This window comes from Acinetobacter sp. BSP-28 (assembly GCF_044130285.1).
Classification (GTDB): domain Bacteria; phylum Pseudomonadota; class Gammaproteobacteria; order Pseudomonadales; family Moraxellaceae; genus Acinetobacter.
This window is the reverse complement of record NZ_JBIQOB010000010.1, coordinates 68,285-90,492: the sequence shown is the minus strand read 5'-3', so window position 1 is coordinate 90,492 and position 22,208 is coordinate 68,285. Positions and strand designations below refer to the sequence as shown.

Sequence of the window (22,208 nt, the reverse complement as noted above, 5' to 3'; positions counted from 1 at the left end):
CCGCTCGCTCTCTAATAACGAATACAGTTACGTCCGTTATTTTTAGCTTGATAAAGTTTATTATCAGCCATTTTAAAAACTTCGGTCACATCATCTGAGTTTTTAGGCCAAAATGCAATTCCAACAGATATCGTAATTGGTCCCATAGGATTGATGTTACTTGATTCTATTGTTTTTCTTAAACGTTCCGCAGCATTGTAAGCTACCTTAGGATCAGAAGTAGTCATTAATACAATAAACTCCTCTCCTCCTATCCGACAACAAATATCTTCGTCTCTGAAATTATTTTTCATAACGTTGGCTAGGGTTTTTAAAACGACATCGCCTTGATCATGACCATAGCTATCATTCACCTGCTTAAAAAAATCGATATCAATCGCAAGAACAGCAAAACTTCTGCCTAAACTCACCAATTCTTTTAAGAAGATCTGCATCCCCCGTCGATTATATAAACCCGTCAGTGGATCCGTATTTACATGTTGACGTAATTCAGTAATCTTTTCACTAAACGTTTGAGAACTGAGCAGCAATGAAGTTCTAAACTTTAAAACCTCAAAATACCAAGGATCGACTTGTTTGATTTTATCTTGAATGTCTGGCTGATTGAGCATGCTGGCCATTTTTGCCAAGCTATTTAAAGGTGAAGAAATAAAGCGCGACATTCTCCAGACAATAAAAAATATAAAAATATAAAAAAATAAAATTCCGACTGAAACTTTTAAAAGAATCACATTGGCCTGCTTTAACAACTCTTCGGTCGGTTGTTGGGAAACCACAATCCAGTTCACACTCGGAATGTAGGCAAAACCTGCCAAATTTTCGACACCCCGACTATTGATTAACCTGACATTCCCCATCCGTGTACGTACCATATAGTCCAGGCCAGTATTATTGACAATTTTTTCACCAATTCTTGTCGGATCTGGATGAAAAATAATTCGATTATCCTGATCAATGACATACATATAACTTTTCTTAAAATCATACTCAGTTGAAAGCATTTTCTGAATGAGATTATTTTTTTGTAAATAAATCGTGCCACCAATCATGCCCTGATAATTTTTATTCTGGTCATAAATCGGTTGAGACAGGAGCACAACCAGATTATGTCTAACTGACCAATAAGGAGGAGAAATATAAGTCGTTTTATGCTTTAAGGATTCAACAATCCCCACTGAGTTATATGAAATATGGCTACTCAAATTTAAACTTTGCGGTGCAAAAGAGATGACTCTTCTTTGCTGATCCACAATTAATAAACTATTAAATTTGTTGGATTGATTTTTAAGACGTTTTGTTTCTTCTTGTATTAATTGAGGATTAGAAAAATCTTGTCCTAACAGGTCAGCACTATACTTTAACTCTTTGAGCATATCATCGAAATGCTGATCTGCACTGTTGGCAACCTTTGAAGCATATTTGACATTCACTGAAAGTGAAGTCTCAATGAGTTGTTCTTTAATCACATAATTGAGAACAAATACAGAAACAGTAAATAAGCACGAAACACTGATGATAGTCGAAATCAAGATCAGTTTGCGAAGATTTAATTTAAGTGCCAAAAGAATCTGTTTCAAAAACCTGATCCTAAAATAGTGTGACTATATTTACATTTTATAACATATTCATTGATAAAATTAACAAATATTTAATAATGAATTTCGATTTTAACCCTACCGAGACTCTCGGAGCCCCGCTTTCTTAAAAGAATGTACGGATGACAAAATCACCATATCCCCCAAAAATCAAAGAATTTTCTATACACTTACTTCCTGAATTTGAAAAGATCATCTTTCTAGCTGGGCTAAAATTACTGCACTTGCTGCTAAATTTGGTTTAGCGATTTAATTTTACGTTCTCGCTATTTTTTGCACAACAAATGTCAATAGGCTCTCTCTTTCTGACAAGACTTCTTAGCATTTTTTATGCATAATATATCTAAAATAGTGATTTAGTTTTAGATATGTCAGATTTAAATTCTCGCTTAATAACGCTATTACCGGCTTGGCGATGGCTGCGCACCTACAATCCAGCCAAGTTTAAATCTGACCTTCTTTCTGCACTGATTGTTATCGCAATGCTGGTTCCGCAAGGTATGGCCTATGCCATGCTGGCTGGACTACCACCAATTATGGGGCTGTATGCCAGTATTCTACCCATGATCATTTATGCCATGGTTGGAAGTAGTCCCACGCTTTCTATTGGCCCAGTCGCGATTATTTCCATGATGACTTTCGCGACCCTCAATCCCCTGTTTGAGGTTGGCTCGCCCGTGTATATACAGGCTGCCTGCTTACTGGCCGTGATGGTAGGGATCATTTCACTACTGCTTGGAATTTTTAGATTTGGCTTTCTGATTCAGCTGATTAGTCATCCGGTGATCAAGAGTTTCATTATTGCCTCTGCCTTGCTGATTGCATTGGGCCAGTTTAAATTTCTTGTCGATGTACCTTTAAAGGCCAATAATATTCCTGAGTTTGTACTCAGCGTTTGGCAATATATGAGTTACAGCAATTTCGCCTCTTTGATGTTTGGCATGCTTGCGCTCATTTTTCTGATTTATCTTCCTAAAGTTTTACATTCCAATGCTGTGCAGAGTCGAATAGGTTCGACTGCTTTTATTACGAAAGCCTTGCCTTTAAGTCTGGTGGTGATTTCAATTGCTGCGGTCTATTTTCTAGATTTAAAAGCCGTGGGCATTAAAACGGTAGGAGAAATCCCTTCAGGTTTTCCCCCGCTGAGTATGCCACACTGGAATATGGATCTGGTCATCACCTTGTTGCCCGGTGCAGCCATGATCGCCATGATCAGTTTTGTCGAGTCTTTATCTATTGCACAAGCGACTGCCTTACAACAACGTAGTCATTTAAATAGTAACCAGGAACTGATCGCGTTGGGTTTATCCAATTTAAGTGCCGGGCTTAGTTCAGCATTTCCGGTTACCGGAAGCTTATCGCGTACTGTGGTCAATGCAGATGCCGGTGCAAAAACCCCGCTGGCAGGTGTGATTTCATCCCTACTGATTGTGGTAGTCAGCCTCTATTTTACCGGCTTTTTCCGTGACCTTCCTTTGGCTATTTTGGCTGCAACCATCATCGTCTCGATCTGGAAACTGGTTGATTTCAAGCCTTTTATAGAAACCTGGCGTTATTCCAAAGCAGATGGTATTGCCATGTGGATTACCTTCTTTGGCGTGCTCTGCATCGATATTTCGACCGGTTTGCTGCTGGGGATTGTTTCTACCTTTATTCTGCTGCTGTGGCGTATCAGCCGCCCGCATATTGCTGTCATTGGTCTGGTGGAAGGAACCCAGCATTTTAGAAATATCCAGCGTCATCAGGTACTAACCTCAAACAAAGTTCTGTCCATGCGTATAGATGAAAACCTGACCTTTTTAAATGCCAATACATTTAAAGGTTTTCTGATTAATGCTGTGAGTCAGTATGCTGATTTAGAGCATGTCGTCATTAACTGCTCCAGTATTAGTGCAATTGATCTGAGCGCGCTGGAAATGCTGGAAGACCTCAATGCCGAGTTAAATAAACTGAACATTAAACTGAATTTTTCCGAAATTAAGGGTCCAGTGATGGATAAACTCCAACATTCAAAACTGCTGAAGCACTTAAGTGGGCAGATTTATCTGTCTCATTTTCAAGCCATGCAAGAACTTTCACCAGAGGTTTTTTAAGATGAATGAAATAAAGTTAGCAACACTGCATTTCTGGTGTTGCTCTCAAAAATAGCTTTTACGCTTTAATGAAAGATTAAAATAAATAAAATAGAATGGCTTAACAGAATACAACACAGCAGAATGATCAGAAGCATTTGTATTATTTGAATATTTAAAAAAATGGCCAAATTTTGATTAAAAACTAAAAATATCGACTTTAAAAATAGACAGTTAGTTTTTATATGGAAATTATTTTTTAGCAATATCACTTTTAGGTATAAAATGCCGCATATCTTTGTGATTTTTTTAGTCCTCGTATGTGTGACAAGGCACCTTTATGTTTTCTGCTTTAATGCGTTTGAGTTTAGTCTCCCGAATTATTATCGCCATTATTTTAGGTATTGGTGTTGCTGTTTTGTTCCCTAATGTGGCTCCCTATTTAAGCCTATTGGGTGACTTGTTTATTAAAGCTCTTAAATCTGTTGCACCTATATTGGTTTTTATTCTGGTTTTATCGTCTATTGCCAATTTTAAAGTCGGCCATAGCGCCAACATTAAACCGATTATTGTGATGTATAGTATTGGGATGTTCTTGGCTGCATTAAGTGCAGTGATTGCCAGTATCTTTTTTCCAAGTACATTATTTCTGGATATCCCCGCAAATGCGGACCTTCAACCACCGGGCAGCCTGATTGAAATCTTAAAAAACCTTCTTTTAAGTTTTGTGGCAAATCCTGTGGTAGCAATTAGTGAAGCGAACTTTATTGGTATTTTGGCTTGGGCTGTTGCTTTGGGTGCTGCATTCCGTCATGCCAGTGACACCACAAAAGTGTTGCTCACCGATGCTGCAAATGCAGTCAATAGCGTGATTCGACTGGTGATTAATTTTGCCCCGGTCGGTATTTTTGGTCTGGTCACTGTTACAGTTGCGGAAGCCGGATTAAGCACCTTTGAAAGCTATGCACAATTGTTAGCAGTCTTGATTGGGACCATGTTTTTTGTGGCATTGGTCATTAATCCAATTATGGTGGCCTTTGTTACTCGCTCTAACCCTTATCCGCTGGTTTTTCAATGTCTACGTGAAAGTGGTATCACTGCATTCTTCACACGAAGCTCGGCGGCCAATATTCCTGTGAATCTGGATCTGGCCAAGCGTTTAGGCGTGAATGAATCTACAGCGAGTGTCGCTATTCCACTCGGTGCAACGATTAACATGGCGGGTGCTGCAGTCACCATTACCATCTTAACATTGGCGACAGTCAATACTTTGGGTATTTCGGTTGATTTCACCACCATGCTGGTTTTATCTGTGCTTGCAACCGTTTCAGCCTGTGGTGCATCTGGTGTTGCCGGTGGATCTTTGTTGCTGATTCCTGTTGCGTGTGGCCTGTTTGGGATCAGTTCGGATATCGCCATGCAAGTGGTAGCCATTGGTATGGTGATTAGCGTATTGCAGGATTCAACAGAAACTGCATTAAATTCTTCAACAGATGTGCTATTTACTGCTGCCGTTGACCGCAGTTTGGATTAAGATAGTCATTATTAAGTATTTTCTTGTGACGTTATGCCTTTTCAAACTTTACCGCTCTGGGTTCAATTAGGGGCTTTTTTTCTTGCAGTCAATGCAGGAATGATTAACGTTCTCGGACTGGTGACCGTATTGCATCAGTCCGTTTCCCATATGACCGGAAATGTCAGCATGTTGGCCATGGCCTTACTCAAGTGGCAACCTGAAACCATCCTTTACTTAATTCTGGTTATTCTATGCTATGTCATTGGTTCATTTTATAGTGGATTTATACTGGGAAATAGTCAGTTTAAGTTAGGAAGCCGCTACGGTTTGCCTTTAAGCCTGGTGGCTTTTTTTATCCTGTTGTGTTGGCTTTTGCTTCCCTATTTCCCGCGTTATGCCTTACTTTGGGCATGTGGTGCCATGGGTATCCAGAATGCTATGGTCAGTCATTATAAAGGTACGATTATTCGAACAACCCACTTATCGGGTGTTTTGACCGATTTGGGCTTGGCTTTAGGCTACAGGTTACGGGGACTAAAGGTAGAACGTAGACGCATTATTCTGCACTTGCTCATTTTATTTGGATTTTTCATTGGCGGTCTACTTGCCAGCGTGATTTATCCTTATTTAAAATTGCATGCCTACCTTGTTCCAGTGATGTTAAGCTGGACACTTAGCTCGATTTATTGGGTTATTTATTATCGTTATCGGCAGACTCAAGAGTAATATCGGAATTTATTATGGTCAAAAATGCATTACAGGCTCAATTGCTAAAAGCGGGTTTAGTCGATAATAAAAAGGCTAAAAAACTGTCAAAACAGGCCGTACATGAGCAACGTACCGGACAAAGCAACGAAGCTGAATTAAAGGCCAAAATTGCTCAAGACCAGCAAGAAAAACTGGCTCGCGATCAGGCACTGGATTTAGAGAAAAAACGCCTGTTACAAGGTAAAGAATTAAAAGCTGCCATTGTTCAAATGATCAATCAGCACAAAATTAAAGATACCGATGGCGAGGTTGCTTACCAATTTATTGATGAGAGTAAAGTCAAAAAGATTTATCTCAATCAGCAGATTTACAATGCTTTGGTTGCAGGTTCATTAATCATTGCCAAAGAAGCAGATAGTTATGCTGTTTTGCCTAAAGCCTTGGCAGAGCGCATTAACGACAAGATGGAAGGCTTCATTATTGTCAATAATTCTGAAAAGAATGAACAGACCACTGATGAAGACGATCCATATGCAGCTTACGTCATTCCTGATGATTTAATGTGGTAAGTCCAGTTCATCAACAGTTGAAGTACTTCACTATGCCAGTATTCTTATTGGCATAGACTACAAGAACAGAATAATAATAAAAAATTAAGCAATTCCAGCATCAGCCTAGCTGGTGAATTTTGTTTTAGTTCATGTATATAAAACGTTATCTTTATAAGAATAAAAAAATAACGCTATACACTATTCTTTAATTTAAAAAATTCAGGGTAAGTTTTTGGAACAATTGGCATTTATACAAAATATTCGGGACTGGTCAGATCAATATCCATGGCTAGAAATGCTCACCTCTCTCAGTATTTTAATTTTACTGGCACTCCTGGCAAATTTTATTGCCAAGCAAGTAGTGGTCCGCGGTATTCGCCAACTGATTTCCAGGATGAAATTTGTCAATCAGGACATTTTTGCCCAGCATAGTGTTATCCGCCGGGTTTCCAACATTGTGCCAGCTATTGTGATTATGAACGGTATTGTCACTGTTCCGCATCTTTCAGAAAAAGTCATTGTTTTTGTTCAGATGGCGGCACAGGCGTTTATTTTTCTCACCCTTGCTTTGGCCATCAGTGAATTTTTAAGTATTTTCAATCTGGTTTATCAACGTAATCCCAAATCAAAAAATAAGCCGATTAAAGGTTATTTACAGCTGGTTAAGCTGATTATCTTTATTGTCTGTGGCTTGATGATTTTAGGTACTTTCCTTAAAAAAGATGTCTTTACCCTGCTGGCAGGTTTTGGTGCCATGGCAGCAGTACTGATGTTGGTATTTCAAAATACCATTCTCTCTTTGGTAGCGTCAGTACAAATTTCATCTTATGACATGGTGCGAATTGGTGACTGGATAGAGATGCCTTCACTGAATGCTGACGGCGATGTCATTGATATGTCATTACATACCATTACCGTGCAAAATTTTGACAAAACCTTAACCACTATTCCAACCAATAAACTGGTGACAGATACTTTTAAAAACTGGCGCGGTATGGCTTATGCGGGAGCTCGGCGGATTAAAAGATCAATCTTTATTGATCAAAGCAGCGTGCATTTTATGACTCCGTCTGAACAGCAAAAGCTGAAAGAATTTTTATTACTAGATCAATATTTAAATAGCAAACATGACGAGCTGGAAAGCTTTAACCAGCAACTCTCGAACCAATCTTTATACAATCAGCGCCGTTTAACCAATTTAGGTACCTTCCGCGCCTATGTTGAGTTTTACTTAAAACAGCATTCCGGCATCGCACAAAATCAATCGCTGATTATTCGACAATTACAACCGACCAGCGAAGGTTTACCACTGGAAATTTATGCTTTTGCAAATACAACGGTATGGAAGGATTATGAAGCAATACAGTCTGATATCTTTGATCATTTGATTGCAATTGTCCCAGAATTTGGTTTAAGAGTTTATCAGGCACCATCCGGTGCGGATTTCAGGCAATTCACTGCACGTTCGGCAGATCAAGCCGAACTTTAAAACAAACGGGCTGATGCAATAGTTAAAACGTATTGCTATTATTCTTATTTGTACTTGAATGATTTAACTGAAAATAAGGCATCCCCCGTTCATGCAATTAATATGGTTTCGACAGGACTTGCGTATACAAGACCATGCTGCACTTTGGCATGCGGCTCAATCTGGCAACTGTGTTGCCTTGGTGATTCTCTCACCTGAGCAATGGCAACGACATGATGACAGCCCTGCCAAACAAATATTTTATTTACGCCAACTGGAAACGCTCGAAGCACAGCTTAATCGACTGAACGTCCCATTGCTGATTAAACATATTCCTTTATGGAAAGATGTCCCCAATGAGATGCTACAGCTTTGTCTGCGACTTGGTATTGACGCTGTACATGCCAATATTGAAGTTGGAGTGAATGAATTAAAACGAGATGCTCAGACGCAAAAAAAACTGGAAAAGCATCAGATCCCGTTTGAGCTTTATCATGACCAGACGATTTTTCCTGTCGGTTCAATCACAAATAAATCTAATCAGCCTTATCAAGTGTTTAGTGCTTTTAAAAAGCGCTGCTATGAACTTCTCAGTATCAGCCTGCCGCAATGTTATCCTGCAGTGGCAAAGCAGGAAAAAATAGATCTAGACTTTGCGCTAGAAAATACAAACATCAGTGCATCAACTTATCTGCAAAGTCCTGTATCAGATCAACTACAGCAACTTTGGCCGGTGACTGAAGATTATGCACTGGATATTTTGGACAATTTTATTAACTCTAAACTGGAACACTATCAACAAGAGCGTGATTTCCCTCATCTCAATTCAACCAGTCAACTGTCTCCGTATTTAAATATCGGCGCAGTTTCAATCAGGCAGTGCCTACAAGCCGCGTTTAGAAAGCAAAACGGCTATTTCCATATAGACAATGTGGGACAACAAACCTGGCTAGATGAATTGTTATGGCGCGAGTTTTATCAACACATTCTTTATCAGTTTCCTGCCGTTTCCAAACATCAACCCCTGAAAAGCAATACTCAAAAGATTCAGTGGCGTAATGCTGAACAAGATCTGCATGCCTGGCAACAAGGTCAAACCGGAATCCCGATTGTAGATGCAGGTATGCGTCAGTTGCTGCAAACCGGCTGGATGCATAATCGCGTCCGTATGATTACTGCCATGTTTTTGACCAAGAATCTGCTTATTGATTGGCATCTGGGTGAAAAATGGTTCATGCAGCATTTAATTGATGGCAATTTGGCAGCAAATAATGGTGGCTGGCAGTGGTGTGCTTCCACTGGAACAGATGCTGTGCCCTATTTCCGGGTTTTTAATCCAGTCACTCAATCGCAAAAGTTTGATAAAAATGGTGATTACATCCGGTCATGGGTGCCAGAACTGGCGCATCTGGACGCAAAAAAAATACATGAGCCTTATGCATATGAACATGAGGAAGAATTACATTACCCACGAGCAATCGTGGATTTAAATTTATCGCGCAAACGTGCCATAGAGGTTTTTAAGGCGATCTGATTTGAGAAAGACTTAAAGAATTGCCCTGCTCAATCAGGGCTAAACCCAAAATCACTGCAATCTACCACTCATTTCTGCTGAATGCTGTTCTAAAGTGCCGAGGAGAAGCCAAAGTCAGTGTTCAAGCTGTTATCCTTTTAATTGAAATAAAGTTTACTTGGTCAAATAATTCAGCAATTTTAGATTATTTTTTAGATAAACAAAGGACAATAGTTGTTATCTATAAACAAAATAAAATGCTATTAAAATGATAATTTCGGATTGTCAAAAGCTCATCTTCTTTAATATTTTGAAAATAAATTAAGCCTGATACAAGGATTGAGTCATTTTTTTAAACTTGAATAGTTCTTTTTCTTTCATCACCTCAAAAATTTTCCCGGTTCCAGGATGAGTAAAAGCATTATCTTCATTTAAATCAATAACCTTTTTAATTATAACGATTTTGGGCAATGGTAACCAGCTTAAACCTTCATGATTTAAAATCTTTTCGAAAACCTGCTCAACAATTATTTTGGTGCCACATGTGCTTTTTGCAGTCACTTCTTTTAAAATCAGTATTCTAGGCATTTTTTCGCTCTTATTGTGATCAAGCCTAATAAATTATAGGAAAACACTTTTAAAAAAATGTTAAATTTATATACATATATGTATTTAAATATATATTTAAGGTTAAATAATTTTAAAGAAACCACAAAAACATTTTTTATCTATATAAAACTTAGATTTAATATTTAAAATAAAAATCAATGCCACAATTAATTTAATCTGAACCAATCATCATATTTAAGATTTTTAAATATTTTAAATATTTTAAATAACAGCATATCTCTTCTGACTAGCGATGTAGCTGCTTATATACCCAAGTAAGAAATTCATTTTTATTTCTCGGTGACGGTGCCAGTTGAATATTCACGATATGGCGACTGCCAAATTTACCAATAATTTTAGAAGGCGAGTCCAGTCTTATCCCTTTTTGGTCATCTTCATGAATAACCGAGAAAAAATCTAACATGAGATCCAGTTCTCCTTTGGTTTTAAATTCTGGTCGCTCAGCGATAAAATTATACACTTGCTGTAACATGTGAAAATTAGCAGTATTTTTCATTTTCAATATTCCAGACAGTATTTAATTAATTTAAAATATAACTTGAAATAATGAGTCAATTAATTAGATTGTTTGTTATCCAATTGTTAATTATTACTTATAAGAAATTCGTTATTTATATTATAAAAACATATTGTGTAAATTCATACCTTTGAACCATCTATAAATAGTTACTGTACATTTTTAATGTCAATTGTATGCCTCATTTAATAAGAAAAAGTTCTCTCAAGATAATAAAAAAACTTTAGAGTATGAAAAAAATAGATCACAACTTTCTTAGAAATTGATTTGTTTTAAAAAATTGATAAACAAACAGAAAAATAAAGATTTTTTTACTTTTCCGCCTATAGGAAATAAATATACTTCCTGATATTTTACAAAGCCTTCTATTGTTAGGCATACAGCGTATAGAGGATCTGTACTTGTTTTTTGCTTGCTGAACTCACCAGCTTTACAGTTCAAATGAAATGTTTTACGGATTCACTCAGGCTTTTAGATATTAGTTAAATTATTATTTATAATATTAAAGTTGCAATAAAATTAAGCCTCATTGGCATTTACTCAAGGAAATCTGCATGTTCCAGTGGTTTGAAAAACTCGTCGATCCCTATCCATCTAAAGGTTTAAACGAACCACTTCCTACCCGCTTTTTCCCTTTTGTTTGGCAGGCGGCTCACGGAGTGCGCCCTTATTTATTGTTACTGGTGCTGTTTACCGCAGGGGCTGCGAGTTTTGAAGCCTTTCTTTATTCAAAAATCGGCGATCTGGTCAACTGGTTAAGCAAGAGTCAACCCGAAACATTTTTAGCAGCACATACGCAAAATTTGACCATTTTGACCTGTATTTTGCTGGCCAATATTTTATTTGCCAGCATGCAATCCATTATCAAGCATCAAATTTTATACAGTACTTTTCCCATGCGTTTACGCTGGCGTTTCCATAATTTACTGTTACAGCAAAGCCTGGATTTTTTCCACAATGATTTTGCCGGGCGTTTATCTGCCAAAGTGATGCAGACTGCACTGGCCGTTCGTGAATTCTGGGTAATTTTGGGCGATATGGTGGCCTATGTTCTGATCTACTTTACCACCATCAGTCTGGTGTTGGCGGCAATTTCACCACTGCTGATTCTGCCTCTGCTGCTGTGGCTGGTGCTGTTTATTTGCGCTGCCTGCTTTTTTATTCCACGTTTAAGCCGAATTTCAAGCCAACAGGCCGATGCCCGTGCAGTCATGACAGGCCGTGTTACCGATGCCTATACCAATATTCAAACCGTCAAATTGTTCGCTCACGCTGGCCGTGAAAGCAAATATGCCAAAGAGTCCATGCAAGACTTCATGATCACAGTATATAAGCAAATGCGCCTGGGCGCACAGTACGAGATCAGCATCAATTTACTCAGTGTAGTGTTATATGTTGGGGTTTTAGGGACGGCCATCTGGTTATGGATTAACGGTCAGGCTGAACTCGGTATTATTGCTGCAACTACGGCCATGATTTTAAAACTCAACAGTATTGCCGAATTTATGATGTGGCAATCATCAGCACTGTTTGAAAATGTCGGCACAATTCAAGACGGCATGAAGACTTTAGGGCGTCCAGTCCACATTCAGGACAAACCAGATGCTCAGCCTTTACAGGTGCAGCATGGTGAAATCAAGTTTGAAGATGTCAGCTTTGCCTATCAGAATAAAAATGTGATTGATCATTTTAATTTGACCATTAAACCCGGTGAAAAAATTGGCATTGTCGGCCGGTCTGGGGCAGGAAAATCGACACTGATTCAACTGTTACTACACTTTTATAACATTAACCATGGTCGTATTTCGATCGATGGCCAAAATATTCAAGATGTGACTCAGGACAGTTTGCGTAAAAATATTGCTTTTGTAACTCAGGATACTTCTTTGTTACATCGTACCGTGGCTGAAAATATTAAATATGGTCGCCCCGATGCAACAGATGAAGAGATGTTCGAAGCCGTGCGCAAAGCCAAGGCGGAAGAGTTTATTCCACAGCTAACCGATTTGCGTGGCAAAAGCGGTTATGAAGCCTATGTCGGTGAACGTGGGGTAAAACTGTCTGGCGGTCAACGTCAGCGTATTGCCATTGCCCGGGTGTTTTTAAAGGATGCGCCGATCCTGATTTTAGATGAAGCCACCAGTGCTTTAGATTCTGAAGTTGAAGCAGCGATACAATCCAGTCTGGATGAGCTGATGCAAGGCAAAACCGTGATTGCCATTGCACATCGACTATCCACCATTGCACAAATGGACCGTTTGATTGTACTTGATGAAGGCAGCATTGCAGAGCAAGGAACGCATGAGGAACTCGTTGCGCTGGGCGGTATTTATGCACATTTATGGCAAAGACAAACTGGCAGTTTTTTGATAGAACAACAGGCATTGAAGAAAAAGGACATGCATTAATGCTGTATTTAGAAGATATAAAAGTGGGTGATCGTTTCATTAGCCGTGAATATGAAATGACTTTAGAAGAAATTAAACAGTTTGCGCATGCTTATGATCCTCAAGTTTTTCATACTGATGAAACTCAAGCCAAAGAACATCCTGTTTTTCAGGGTATTGCTGCCAGTGGCTGGCACACCTGTGCCGTCACCATGCGTTTATGGACTGAATGTTTTCCTGTAGCTTACGGTCTGATTGGTTCGGAATCCACTCTTCGCTGGCCACGTCCGACACGTCCTGGCGATAAGATTCATGTCGAGGTCGAAATTGTGGCAATTACGCCATCAAAAAGCAAAACTGACCGCGCTATAGTCAGTTATGTGACCCAGGCCCTGAATCAAAATAATGATGTATTGCTTATTTCAACCACTAAAATTGTGGTCTTTAAAAAAGATTATCAGCCTGAATAATTTTCGGGCTTTAAAAATATTGTCCAACAATTTTAATAGCATACTGTTTCAACTCATGCCAATATGGCATCTGCAAATAGAAAAACGAATGAATGCAATGGATGGCGCATGAAAACGATTTCTCCAAGACAGGATCAAGGCATACCGGGTGTTTATGGACTACTGCTGTTAGATGTGGTCTCCCGTTGGGGTTACAATGCTGAAGCACTCTTTACTCCGTTTCATTTAAATAGTGAACAATTGGCTGACCCCAACTTTCGTATTCCGACGCCAGTTGCCAATGAACTGGTCAAACATGCACTACGTTTAACCGGCGAACCGACTCTGGGTTTCCATTTGGGTACCCAGATGCGTATCTCGATTCATGGCTTTATTGGTTATGCCATTATGACAGCGCATGACATTACTGATGCCCTAGTTCTAGCGAACCGCTTTATTCAGCTGCGTCTGCCTTTTTTACAGCTTTATTTTTCTACTTTTGGTGAAAAAGCCACGCTGCAATTGCAATGTGATTTTGACCTTGAACCTTTACGGACTGAAATTGCCATTGCTCTGACCTTTGGCATTATTACCATGGCCAAAGCCCTGACCGGTTGTGATGATCTCTCCGGGGAAATTGATTTTGATTTTCCCAAACCGCCCGGTTTTGAGCGTTATATGGCAAAATTCCCTTCGCATCAATTCCGTTTTGAACAGCCGCATTTATTAAGCAGTTTTGATAAAAAATATCTGGGCTTAAAAATGGTCAATGCGGACCCGATTGCCAGCCAGATTGCGATTAACCAATGCGAAGCGGAACTGTCTGCCTTGGGCGAACGTCGCCGCCTGGCTATGCGGGTGCGTGACATTTTGACCAATTCGGAACAGCATTATTTAAGTATTGAAAATGTGGCAGATCGGCTGCATATGTCTGATCGTACCTTAAAACGTCAACTGGCTGCTGAAGGAACGTCTTTTTCTACGCTGGTAGATGAAGTGCGTTATCGGCATGCGACGTCCCTGCTTTCACGTACCGATTACACTCTGGAACAGATTGCCGATGAAATTGGCTACAGTGATGTCGCCAATTTCAGTCGTGCATTTAAGCGTTGGAGTGGGCGTAGTCCAAGCAATTGGCGTAAAGATCCTTATCTATAAACTTTTGTTTTTATCAAAAAACATGTATAAAACATGGCAAAAATGATTTGAATATTTTAAAGGAGTCATCCATGAATCACCCTTCAGAATTAAAGTACGCCAGTACTCACGAATGGGTCAAAATTGAAGGTGATCTGATTATTACCGGTATTTCCGACCATGCACAGGATGCTTTGGGCGACCTGGTCTATGTTGAAGCGCCAGAAGTGGGTCAGCAAGTCACTGCCGGTGAACAAGCAGGTGTGGTGGAATCCGTTAAAACGGCTTCCGATATTCATGCGCCTGTTTCAGGTGAAGTGGTTGAAGTGAATTCAGCACTTGAAGATGATCCTGATTTTGTCAATGATGACCCTTATGGCAAGGGCTGGATTTATAAAATTAAGCCAAACAACATGGCAGATGTAGAAAAATTACTTTCAAGCAATGAATATGAAGCAGGCTTGTAAGACTGCTTTAAATAAAAAAATCAGCCTTTGTGGCTGATTTTTTTATTTTAAATAATAACTCTTGAGACATAGATTTCGCATAAAAAGACAAAAAATCACAATATGAGATTAACAATAAAATAAATTTAAAAATAAATATTTTTTATCGATTAATTCTTATATAGATATACTTTTCCATTAAAATTAGCTAAAATTCGAGCATTCATTCGACCAGCTCACTTATTTTTATAACTATAAAAAACTGAGTCACCCTCATTCCTGCCTTAAGTCTGCTGCGTCGTCTAACACTGATGATTATCTAGGTAAATTATGTCCTCTGCTGTAAGTACTCAATCCTTATGGAATAAATCCTTTATTCTGTGTCTGGCTAACAATTTATTTTTGTTTATCTTTTATTTTGCCCAAACCACCATCTTACCTATTTATATTTTAAAAGACTTGCATGGCAGTTTGGCACAAGCCGGTCTAGCCATGACCCTGTTTATGGCATCCTCAATTGCGGTTCGCCCCTTTAGCGGCTTGATTATTGAAAAAATCGGACGCAAGAAAGCACTTTATATTTCTGAAACGCTATTCTGTCTGTTTTCTTTTGCCTATATTTTTGCCGATAACCTGAATGTGCTTTTAGCCATTCGACTGTTACATGGGATCTGGTTCAGCATTTTAACCACGGTCACTGTGCCTATTGCCAATGACTTTATTCCTGCACAGCGTAAGGGTGAAGGCATGGGATATTTTGTCATGTCAATCAATTTGGGGATTGTACTCGGCCCATTAATCGGTCTGACGCTGATTCAGCAATTTTCTTATTCAACTGTGACTGCTATTTTGGCTGCCATCATTTGTCTGGGTTTTGCTTTTTGCTTCCTGATTCCAATTCAAAAAATGCCAAAAGTGCAGCTTAAAGCAGTGAAACGCAAATTATCCATTCATGATTTTATGGAAAAGAAAGCCTTGCCGGTTTCGATTATGGCCATGATCATCTCTTTTTCTTATGCCAGCATTATGTCGTTCATTTCGACCTTTGCAGAGTCAAAAAATTTACTGGCTTATGCAAGTTTATTCTTTGTGATCTTTGCCATTTCGATGATGAGTTTACGTCCTATTACCGGTAAAATTTATGATCGAAAAGGTGCAAATTACGTGGTTTATCCCGCTATTGCCTTATTTGCTATTGGGCTGATGGTTTTAAGCCAAGTCAATACAGTGACCGGATTAATGCTGGCTGCAGTTTTTGTCGGTATGGGATTTGGTTCGGCTCAACCCTGCTTACAAACCATTTCCATTCAGCGCTCACCCAAAGACCGCATTGGACATGCCACCTCCACCTTTTTTACCTTTTACGATATTGGCATCGCAATTGGTTCAATCTTGTTAGGGATTGTCATTGCCCATCAAGGTTATAGTTTTACCTATCTGCTTTGTGCAGCAATCACCGCACTGAGTCTGGTTTTCTATAAGTTTTTTATCGATCAACCCAAGTCTGCATAATACAAAAATAAAGCTTTAAATCAATAAAATAGGCATTAACCCAAAGCGATTAATGCCTATTTTTATAAAAAGATTTATCTGAATTAAGAGGCTTCTTGGTCAGTCTGAGCTTGATTCTCTTCTGGAGCCTTGTCCTGCACCATACTGAAAGATGCAGCTGAACCTGGAACCGTTTCATCCTGTCGGTTACTTTTCAATTTAATCTGCAAGCGCAACTCATTCATGGAATCAGCATTACGCAAAGCTTCTTCGTAACTGATCGCCCCCTCATTATATAAATCATATAAAGCCTGATCGAAGGTTTGCATACCCAATTCACGGGATTTCTTCATGATTTCTTTGAGTTCATGAAAATGGCCTTTCAGAATAAGATCGCCAATTAATGGCGTATTCAGCAGAATTTCAATCGCTGCACGACGTCCGCGTCCATCCTGAGTTCGCACCAAGCGCTGTGAAATAATCGCTTTCATATTGGAAGATAAGTCCATCAATAATTGATTTCGACGTTCTTCCGGGAAAAAGTTAATGATTCGGTCCAGCGCCTGATTGGCATTGTTGGCATGCAATGTACCTAAACATAAATGTCCGGTTTCGGCAAAGGCAATGGCATGTTCCATGGTTTCAGTATCACGGATTTCACCAATCAAAATTACATCCGGTGCCTGACGTAAGGTATTTTTTAAGGCATTGTGCCATGAATGGCTATCCACCCCGACTTCACGGTGGGTAATCATCGATTTCTTATGCTTATGCACATATTCAACCGGATCTTCGACAGTAATAATATGTCCGGCAGAATTTTCATTACGATGATCAATCATGGCAGCTAAAGAAGTCGATTTACCTGAGCCAGTAGCACCTACCACAAGTACCAGGCCGCGTTTTGCCATCATCACATGCTTTAAGGATTCAGGCAGTTGGAGCTGGGTAAAATTTGGAATTTCTGCGGTAATGGTTCGTATCACCATACCGACTTGTAACTGCTGCTGAAAAACATTGATACGAAAACGCGAAACATTGGGCACACTAATGGCAAAGTTACATTCCAGCTCAGTTTCAAATTCCTGCCGCTGTTTTTCATTCATCAAACTATAGGCAAACAGCTTGGTCTTGTCTGCCGTCAATGCCTGTTGGCCAATCGGTTTCATTAAGCCTTGATGCTTAATACTGGGTGGGAAATCTGCTGAAATAAATAAATCCGAGCCGCCATATTCCACTACCTTGGTCAGCATATGGAACATTATTTTACGTGCTTCTTCCAGTAATTCTGTACTATACATATTTTCCCCGATGTAAATTGTTCCTATGATTCGCTCATACTGAGATTGGTTTGTTGATTTAAATGCTTATCTCAGTAGTTGAAGAAACAATTCATGCTTTATTGATTGCTATTTTTCACTATTGTGCATAAACAAAGTAAACTGCTCAAATTTGTTATTTTTAACTGGTTAAAAGTATTAATAAAAATTGCAAACAGCATCAATAAACAGATGATTTAAAATTAACCAGATAACACAAATAGTTCTGTAGCAAGAAAAAGCCCCTTAAATTCAGGGGCTTTTTCGCATCATGATGAATAGATTTTTGATGATCTATAAATTTTTCATAGAAAATCAGGCGCTACGTTTTAACTGAGAAACACGTAGTGAATCTGCCACCTCCAGCAAAAGTTGCTGAGTTTTGTCCCAACCTAGGCAGCCATCTGTTACAGACTGACCATAAGTCATCTCACAAGAAATCTTTTGCTGACCATCGACCAGATGACTTTCCAGCATTACGCCTCGAACATGATTTTGCTTGCGTTCTGCCACAATGGTACGCAGTACTTCGGGCTGTAAAAGCGGATCTTTGTGGCTATTGCCATGACTGCAGTCAATCACCAAAGCCGGTAATTCACCTTTGCATTTTTCTTTGATCTTTTCAATTTCAGCCAGCTGGTAATTAGGTCCTGAATTTGCACCGCGTAAAATCAAATGTGCTTTCGGGTTGCCCTGCGATTCTAAAATACAAGGTAAACCGGATTGGCTCATACCCAAGAATTGATGAGGATGCGATGCAGATTGAATGGCATCCAGTGCAATTTGAATGGAGCCATCGGTACCATTTTTGAAACCGATGCTGTATGGCATATGGCTTGAGATTTCACGGTGAATCTGCGATTCACTGGTTCGTGCGCCAATGGCTCCCCATGCCAGTAAATCATCGAAGTAAGCTGTTGCCATTGGGCTTAAAATTTCAGCTGCAATCGGCAAACCCATTTCAATAATTTGTAAATACAACTCACGTGATTTTTCTAGGCCCAACTGCATATTGGATGAGCCGTCTAAATTTGGGTCATAGAGGAAGCCTTTCCAGCCAATGGTGGTACGTGGTTTTTCAATATAGGCACGCATTACCAGGAAAATTTGATCTGATACCTGACTTTGTAATTGTTGTAATTTCTGTGCATATTCAAGTGCAGAAACGGGATCGTGAATCGAACATGGGCCGGTTACGACCATCAAACGGTGGTCCTTGCCTGCTAATATATTTTCAATGGTTTGACGCTGATCAGCAATTTGCTGCGCCAGTTTATTCGATAATGGCAATTGCGCCTTCAATTGCTGAGGCAAAGTTAAAAGGGTTTCTTTTGCAGTTGTTTGAGTTTGTTGTAAAGCAGTATTTAAAGCATTCATTGGTTTTTCCTGGGGACTATTCAGTCCGATCTTTTATTTGAGCGTTATGGGTCTAATGGATTGCAAGGCAAGAGTCATCAATTGACTAAAGTAAAACCAATAAGAGTTGCTAAAATATGAATAATTTAATGTTTGCATGAGTGAACTCCAAAAAGTATAAGAAAAATAAAGCATAAAAAAACCTGATCAGGGTTGCCGATCAGGTTATAAACTTGGTGGGCAACCTTTTCTTGCCCGAACGCGTTCAGGCAATTATCTAAATTGCCAAAAATAATAAGTTGCGTTTGAGATCATCGGTTGCTTTAACATCTTTATTTCTTCAAAAAAGTATGTGTCTTGAAATTAAAATACGCTGTATTGCCATATTTGACAATAGTTTTATTTAAAATAAAAAGACATTAATCATTAAACTTTTACTTATACATTGTTTACAAATAAAACTTGGCTTCTGACTTAAAATCTAATCCTTTTCTATTGTTAACGTGCTTTAGATAATTTTTGAATATTTCAATACTGCTGAGCAGTTTCTATCAAAATAAAAGACCATCCATTGGCATTAAAAGATAAAATGTATTCTATACCGAAGGCTTGATTTGTTTTACTCCATATAACGAAGGATGTATTCATGTTCCAATATGTTGATGCGTATGCAGGTGATCCGATTCTTTCTTTGATGGAAGAATTTGCTAAAGATGAACGGACTCAAAAAGTGAATTTAAGTATTGGGCTTTATTACAATGAAGACAATATTGTGCCTCAACTTGAAGCGGTTAAAGCAGCGTATAAGAATATTGAAGCGAGCAATGACCAGGTCAAGCTGTATTTACCGATGGATGGGTTAAAACCTTATAATCAGGCAACTCAAGCCCTGGTGTTGGGAGAAAATAGTCCGGCGCGCCGTGATGGACGTGCGGTCACCATTCAGACTCTAGGCGGTTCTGGTGCACTGAAAGTCGGTGCGGATTTTATGAAAAAATATTTTCCTGAATCTGATGTCTGGGTCAGCCAGCCGACTTGGGAAAACCACATTGCCATTTTTAATGGTGCCGGTATTCACTCACACTTCTACCCTTATTTTGATGCAGCGACCAATGGCGTCAATGTGCCAGCGATGCTGGAAAAATTAAGCCAGCTTCCGGCAAAAAGTATTGTGTTATTACATCCTTGTTGTCATAACCCGACGGGCGCAGATTTAACTCCTGCAGAATGGGATCAGGTGATTGAAGTCTTGAAAAAACAGGATCTTATCCCATTCCTCGACATTGCCTATCAAGGTTTTGGTCAAGGACTAGAAGAAGATGCCTATGTCATTCGTGCACTCGATCAGGCGGGCATGAATTTTATTGTCAGCAATTCCTTCTCTAAAATTTTCTCGCTCTATGGTGAACGTGTGGGCGGCTTAACTTTTGTCTGTGATGATCAGGCCACTGCACAAAAAGTATTGGGCCAGCTCAAAGCGACTGTACGCCGTATTTATTCAAGTCCGGCAACTACAGGTGCATTATTGGTGGAGAATGTGCTGCATGATGAACAGCTGACAGCATTATGGAAAGCTGAACTGAAAGAAATGCGTGAACGTATTATTAAAATGCGCCACATTTTAAAAGATAAACTCAGTCAGGCCTTACCGGAGCGAGACTTTAGCTATCTGGTCAAACAGCAAGGCATGTTTAGCTATACTGGTCTGACTGCTGAACAGGTCGATATTCTAAAAGATCAATACGGCATTTATTTGGTGCGTAGTGGCCGTATGTGTGCTGCGGGCCTTAATTTAAGCAATATTGATTATGTGGCTGAATCTATTGCCCAAGTCATCAAAGCAACCGCTTGAACAAACTGATATAAAAAACGGGCAGATTGCCCGTTTTTTATTTGAAAACCTTAATCTTCGAAATGCACCACTGAACGAATCGATTTACCTTCATGCATTAAATCAAAGGCTTCGTTAATTTTGTCCAGTCCCATGGTATGAGTTACAAACGGTTCAAGCTGAATATCACCCTTCATGGCTTCTTCTACCATACCCGGCAATTGTGAACGACCTTTAACGCCACCAAAAGCGGTGCCTTTCCAGGTACGACCGGTGACCAGCTGGAATGGACGGGTAGAAATTTCCTGACCTGCACCTGCCACACCAATAATGATGGATTGCCCCCAGCCACGGTGTGCACATTCCAGTGCTGAACGCATGACATTGGTATTGCCAATACATTCAAAAGAATGATCAACACCCCAGCCGGTTTTTTCCACAATCACTTCCTGAATCGGTTTGTCATAATCTTTTGGATTTAAAAACTCTGTCGCACCAAACTGTTCAGCCAGTTTGTATTTTTCAGGATTGGTATCAATGGCAATAATGCGGCTGGCTTTGGCTTTTTGGGCACCCTGAACCACAGCTAGACCAATACCACCCAGACCAAATACGGCTACGGTATCGCCTTCCTGGACTTTGGCGGTATTTTTGACTGCACCTAAACCTGTGGTTACGCCACAGCCTAGCAAACAGACATGTTCGTGGTTCGCTTCAGGGTTAATTTTTGCCAAAGACACTTCAGCCACCACGGTATATTCACTAAAGGTTGAACAGCCCATATAGTGATAAATTGGCTGGCCTTGATAAGAAAAACGTGTAGTGCCATCTGGCATCAAGCCTTTACCTTGTGTTGCACGAACTGCTACACACAGGTTTGTTTTACCCGATTTACAGAATAAACACTCACCACATTCTGCTGTATACAGTGGAATAACGTGATCACCTGGTTTTACGCTGGTTACGCCTTCACCGACTTCGACCACGACACCTGCACCTTCATGACCCAAGACTGCTGGAAACACGCCTTCAGGATCATCACCCGATAAAGTAAAAGCATCGGTATGACATACGCCGGTATGGGTAATTTTTACCAGAACCTCACCTGCTTTAGGTGGAGCCACATCAATTTCCACAATTTCCAGAGGTTGACCGGGACCAAATGCGACAGCTGCACGTGATTTCATGAATGATTCATCCTTTGTTTAGTTCTTTAACAGAT

The 22,208-nt window shown here is 39.5% G+C and carries 18 protein-coding genes; 12 read left to right on the top strand and 6 right to left on the bottom strand.

Annotation, left to right across the window (positions count from 1 at the left end; all coding sequences use genetic code 11):
- Window positions 1-11: 11 nt before the first annotated feature.
- The gene (locus ACE01R_RS09295; RefSeq protein ID WP_395550656.1) at window positions 12-1,577 is read right to left on the bottom strand and encodes a diguanylate cyclase; all 1,566 of its coding nucleotides are present in this window, start codon (window positions 1,575-1,577) and stop codon (window positions 12-14) included.
- A 386-nt stretch (window positions 1,578-1,963) separates the two neighbouring features.
- On the opposite strand from ACE01R_RS09295, the gene ACE01R_RS09290 reads away from it, so the two are divergent.
- The 6 genes from ACE01R_RS09290 (at window position 1,964) to ACE01R_RS09265 (ending at window position 9,444) form a co-directional block, all read left to right on the top strand.
- Window positions 1,964-3,688 carry a SulP family inorganic anion transporter gene (locus ACE01R_RS09290; RefSeq protein WP_395550642.1) on the top strand — a complete coding sequence of 575 codons (1,725 nt, stop codon included), beginning with the start codon at window positions 1,964-1,966 and terminating at the stop codon, window positions 3,686-3,688.
- Window positions 3,689-4,007: 319 nt separating this feature from the next.
- On the top strand, window positions 4,008-5,201 hold the full coding sequence (sstT, locus tag ACE01R_RS09285) for a serine/threonine transporter SstT (RefSeq protein ID WP_395550638.1): 1,194 nt from the start codon (window positions 4,008-4,010) through the stop codon (window positions 5,199-5,201).
- A gap of 33 nt (window positions 5,202-5,234) precedes the next feature.
- On the top strand, window positions 5,235-5,909 hold the full coding sequence (locus ACE01R_RS09280; protein ID WP_395550635.1) for a YoaK family protein: 675 nt from the start codon (window positions 5,235-5,237) through the stop codon (window positions 5,907-5,909).
- A gap of 14 nt (window positions 5,910-5,923) precedes the next feature.
- A complete protein-coding gene (locus ACE01R_RS09275; protein ID WP_395550634.1) occupies window positions 5,924-6,460 on the top strand; it encodes a DUF2058 domain-containing protein in 537 nt (178 codons plus the stop codon).
- Between the two features lie 214 nt (window positions 6,461-6,674).
- On the top strand, window positions 6,675-7,931 hold the full coding sequence (locus ACE01R_RS09270; RefSeq protein WP_395550633.1) for a mechanosensitive ion channel family protein: 1,257 nt from the start codon (window positions 6,675-6,677) through the stop codon (window positions 7,929-7,931).
- Between the two features lie 91 nt (window positions 7,932-8,022).
- Window positions 8,023-9,444, top strand: coding sequence for a cryptochrome/photolyase family protein (locus ACE01R_RS09265; protein ID WP_395550632.1), 1,422 nt, complete (start codon window positions 8,023-8,025; stop codon window positions 9,442-9,444).
- Window positions 9,445-9,744: 300 nt separating this feature from the next.
- Here the strand turns inward: ACE01R_RS09265 and ACE01R_RS09260 are convergent, their stop codons facing one another.
- Both ACE01R_RS09260 and ACE01R_RS09255 read right to left on the bottom strand, forming a co-directional pair.
- Window positions 9,745-10,011 carry a hypothetical protein gene (locus tag ACE01R_RS09260; protein ID WP_395550631.1) on the bottom strand — a complete coding sequence of 89 codons (267 nt, stop codon included), beginning with the start codon at window positions 10,009-10,011 and terminating at the stop codon, window positions 9,745-9,747.
- Between the two features lie 268 nt (window positions 10,012-10,279).
- On the bottom strand, window positions 10,280-10,549 hold the full coding sequence (locus tag ACE01R_RS09255; protein WP_395550630.1) for a hypothetical protein: 270 nt from the start codon (window positions 10,547-10,549) through the stop codon (window positions 10,280-10,282).
- Between the two features lie 575 nt (window positions 10,550-11,124).
- Here ACE01R_RS09255 and ACE01R_RS09250 point away from each other — a divergent pair.
- From ACE01R_RS09250 to ACE01R_RS09230, 5 genes are all read left to right on the top strand, one after another.
- Window positions 11,125-12,978 carry an ABC transporter ATP-binding protein gene (locus tag ACE01R_RS09250; protein WP_395550629.1) on the top strand — a complete coding sequence of 618 codons (1,854 nt, stop codon included), beginning with the start codon at window positions 11,125-11,127 and terminating at the stop codon, window positions 12,976-12,978.
- The gene (locus ACE01R_RS09245) at window positions 12,978-13,427 is read left to right on the top strand and encodes a MaoC family dehydratase (protein ID WP_395550628.1); all 450 of its coding nucleotides are present in this window, start codon (window positions 12,978-12,980) and stop codon (window positions 13,425-13,427) included. The genes ACE01R_RS09250 and ACE01R_RS09245 overlap by 1 nt, the downstream gene beginning before the upstream one ends.
- 108 nt (window positions 13,428-13,535) lie before the next feature.
- On the top strand, window positions 13,536-14,564 hold the full coding sequence (locus ACE01R_RS09240; protein WP_395550627.1) for an AraC family transcriptional regulator ligand-binding domain-containing protein: 1,029 nt from the start codon (window positions 13,536-13,538) through the stop codon (window positions 14,562-14,564).
- Window positions 14,565-14,635: 71 nt separating this feature from the next.
- The gene (gene gcvH / locus ACE01R_RS09235; protein WP_395550626.1) at window positions 14,636-15,010 is read left to right on the top strand and encodes a glycine cleavage system protein GcvH; all 375 of its coding nucleotides are present in this window, start codon (window positions 14,636-14,638) and stop codon (window positions 15,008-15,010) included.
- A 309-nt stretch (window positions 15,011-15,319) separates the two neighbouring features.
- On the top strand, window positions 15,320-16,501 hold the full coding sequence (locus ACE01R_RS09230) for an MFS transporter (RefSeq protein ID WP_395550625.1): 1,182 nt from the start codon (window positions 15,320-15,322) through the stop codon (window positions 16,499-16,501).
- Window positions 16,502-16,584: 83 nt separating this feature from the next.
- On the opposite strand, the gene ACE01R_RS09225 is transcribed toward ACE01R_RS09230, so the two are convergent.
- Window positions 16,585-17,781 (bottom strand): PilT/PilU family type 4a pilus ATPase, encoded by a 1,197-nt coding sequence (locus ACE01R_RS09225; protein WP_395550624.1) that lies wholly within the window; start codon window positions 17,779-17,781, stop codon window positions 16,585-16,587.
- A 333-nt stretch (window positions 17,782-18,114) separates the two neighbouring features.
- Entirely contained in the window at window positions 18,115-19,176 is a 1,062-nt protein-coding gene (locus ACE01R_RS09220) for a 3-deoxy-7-phosphoheptulonate synthase (RefSeq protein ID WP_395550623.1), read from the bottom strand.
- 625 nt (window positions 19,177-19,801) lie between these two features.
- Here ACE01R_RS09220 and ACE01R_RS09215 point away from each other — a divergent pair.
- Window positions 19,802-21,007 (top strand): aromatic amino acid transaminase, encoded by a 1,206-nt coding sequence (locus ACE01R_RS09215; protein ID WP_395550622.1) that lies wholly within the window; start codon window positions 19,802-19,804, stop codon window positions 21,005-21,007.
- Window positions 21,008-21,057: 50 nt separating this feature from the next.
- On the opposite strand, the gene ACE01R_RS09210 is transcribed toward ACE01R_RS09215, so the two are convergent.
- Complete coding sequence (locus ACE01R_RS09210) at window positions 21,058-22,173, bottom strand: S-(hydroxymethyl)glutathione dehydrogenase/class III alcohol dehydrogenase (protein WP_395550621.1); 1,116 nt, start codon at window positions 22,171-22,173, stop codon at window positions 21,058-21,060.
- Between the last annotated feature and the right edge of the window lie 35 nt (window positions 22,174-22,208).

Coding starts and splice junctions, on each gene's coding strand:
- ACE01R_RS09290 (WP_395550642.1), top strand. CDS start 1,964: ATGTCAGATTTAAATTCTCGCTTAATAACGCTATTACCGGCTTGGCGA.
- sstT (WP_395550638.1), top strand. CDS start 4,008: ATGTTTTCTGCTTTAATGCGTTTGAGTTTAGTCTCCCGAATTATTATC.
- ACE01R_RS09280 (WP_395550635.1), top strand. CDS start 5,235: ATGCCTTTTCAAACTTTACCGCTCTGGGTTCAATTAGGGGCTTTTTTT.
- ACE01R_RS09275 (WP_395550634.1), top strand. CDS start 5,924: ATGGTCAAAAATGCATTACAGGCTCAATTGCTAAAAGCGGGTTTAGTC.
- ACE01R_RS09265 (WP_395550632.1), top strand. CDS start 8,023: ATGCAATTAATATGGTTTCGACAGGACTTGCGTATACAAGACCATGCT.
- ACE01R_RS09260 (WP_395550631.1), bottom strand. CDS start 10,011: ATGCCTAGAATACTGATTTTAAAAGAAGTGACTGCAAAAAGCACATGT.
- ACE01R_RS09255 (WP_395550630.1), bottom strand. CDS start 10,549: ATGAAAAATACTGCTAATTTTCACATGTTACAGCAAGTGTATAATTTT.
- ACE01R_RS09250 (WP_395550629.1), top strand. CDS start 11,125: ATGTTCCAGTGGTTTGAAAAACTCGTCGATCCCTATCCATCTAAAGGT.
- ACE01R_RS09245 (WP_395550628.1), top strand. CDS start 12,978: ATGCTGTATTTAGAAGATATAAAAGTGGGTGATCGTTTCATTAGCCGT.
- ACE01R_RS09240 (WP_395550627.1), top strand. CDS start 13,536: ATGAAAACGATTTCTCCAAGACAGGATCAAGGCATACCGGGTGTTTAT.
- gcvH (WP_395550626.1), top strand. CDS start 14,636: ATGAATCACCCTTCAGAATTAAAGTACGCCAGTACTCACGAATGGGTC.
- ACE01R_RS09230 (WP_395550625.1), top strand. CDS start 15,320: ATGTCCTCTGCTGTAAGTACTCAATCCTTATGGAATAAATCCTTTATT.
- ACE01R_RS09225 (WP_395550624.1), bottom strand. CDS start 17,781: ATGTATAGTACAGAATTACTGGAAGAAGCACGTAAAATAATGTTCCAT.
- ACE01R_RS09220 (WP_395550623.1), bottom strand. CDS start 19,176: ATGAATGCTTTAAATACTGCTTTACAACAAACTCAAACAACTGCAAAA.
- ACE01R_RS09215 (WP_395550622.1), top strand. CDS start 19,802: ATGTTCCAATATGTTGATGCGTATGCAGGTGATCCGATTCTTTCTTTG.
- ACE01R_RS09210 (WP_395550621.1), bottom strand. CDS start 22,173: ATGAAATCACGTGCAGCTGTCGCATTTGGTCCCGGTCAACCTCTGGAA.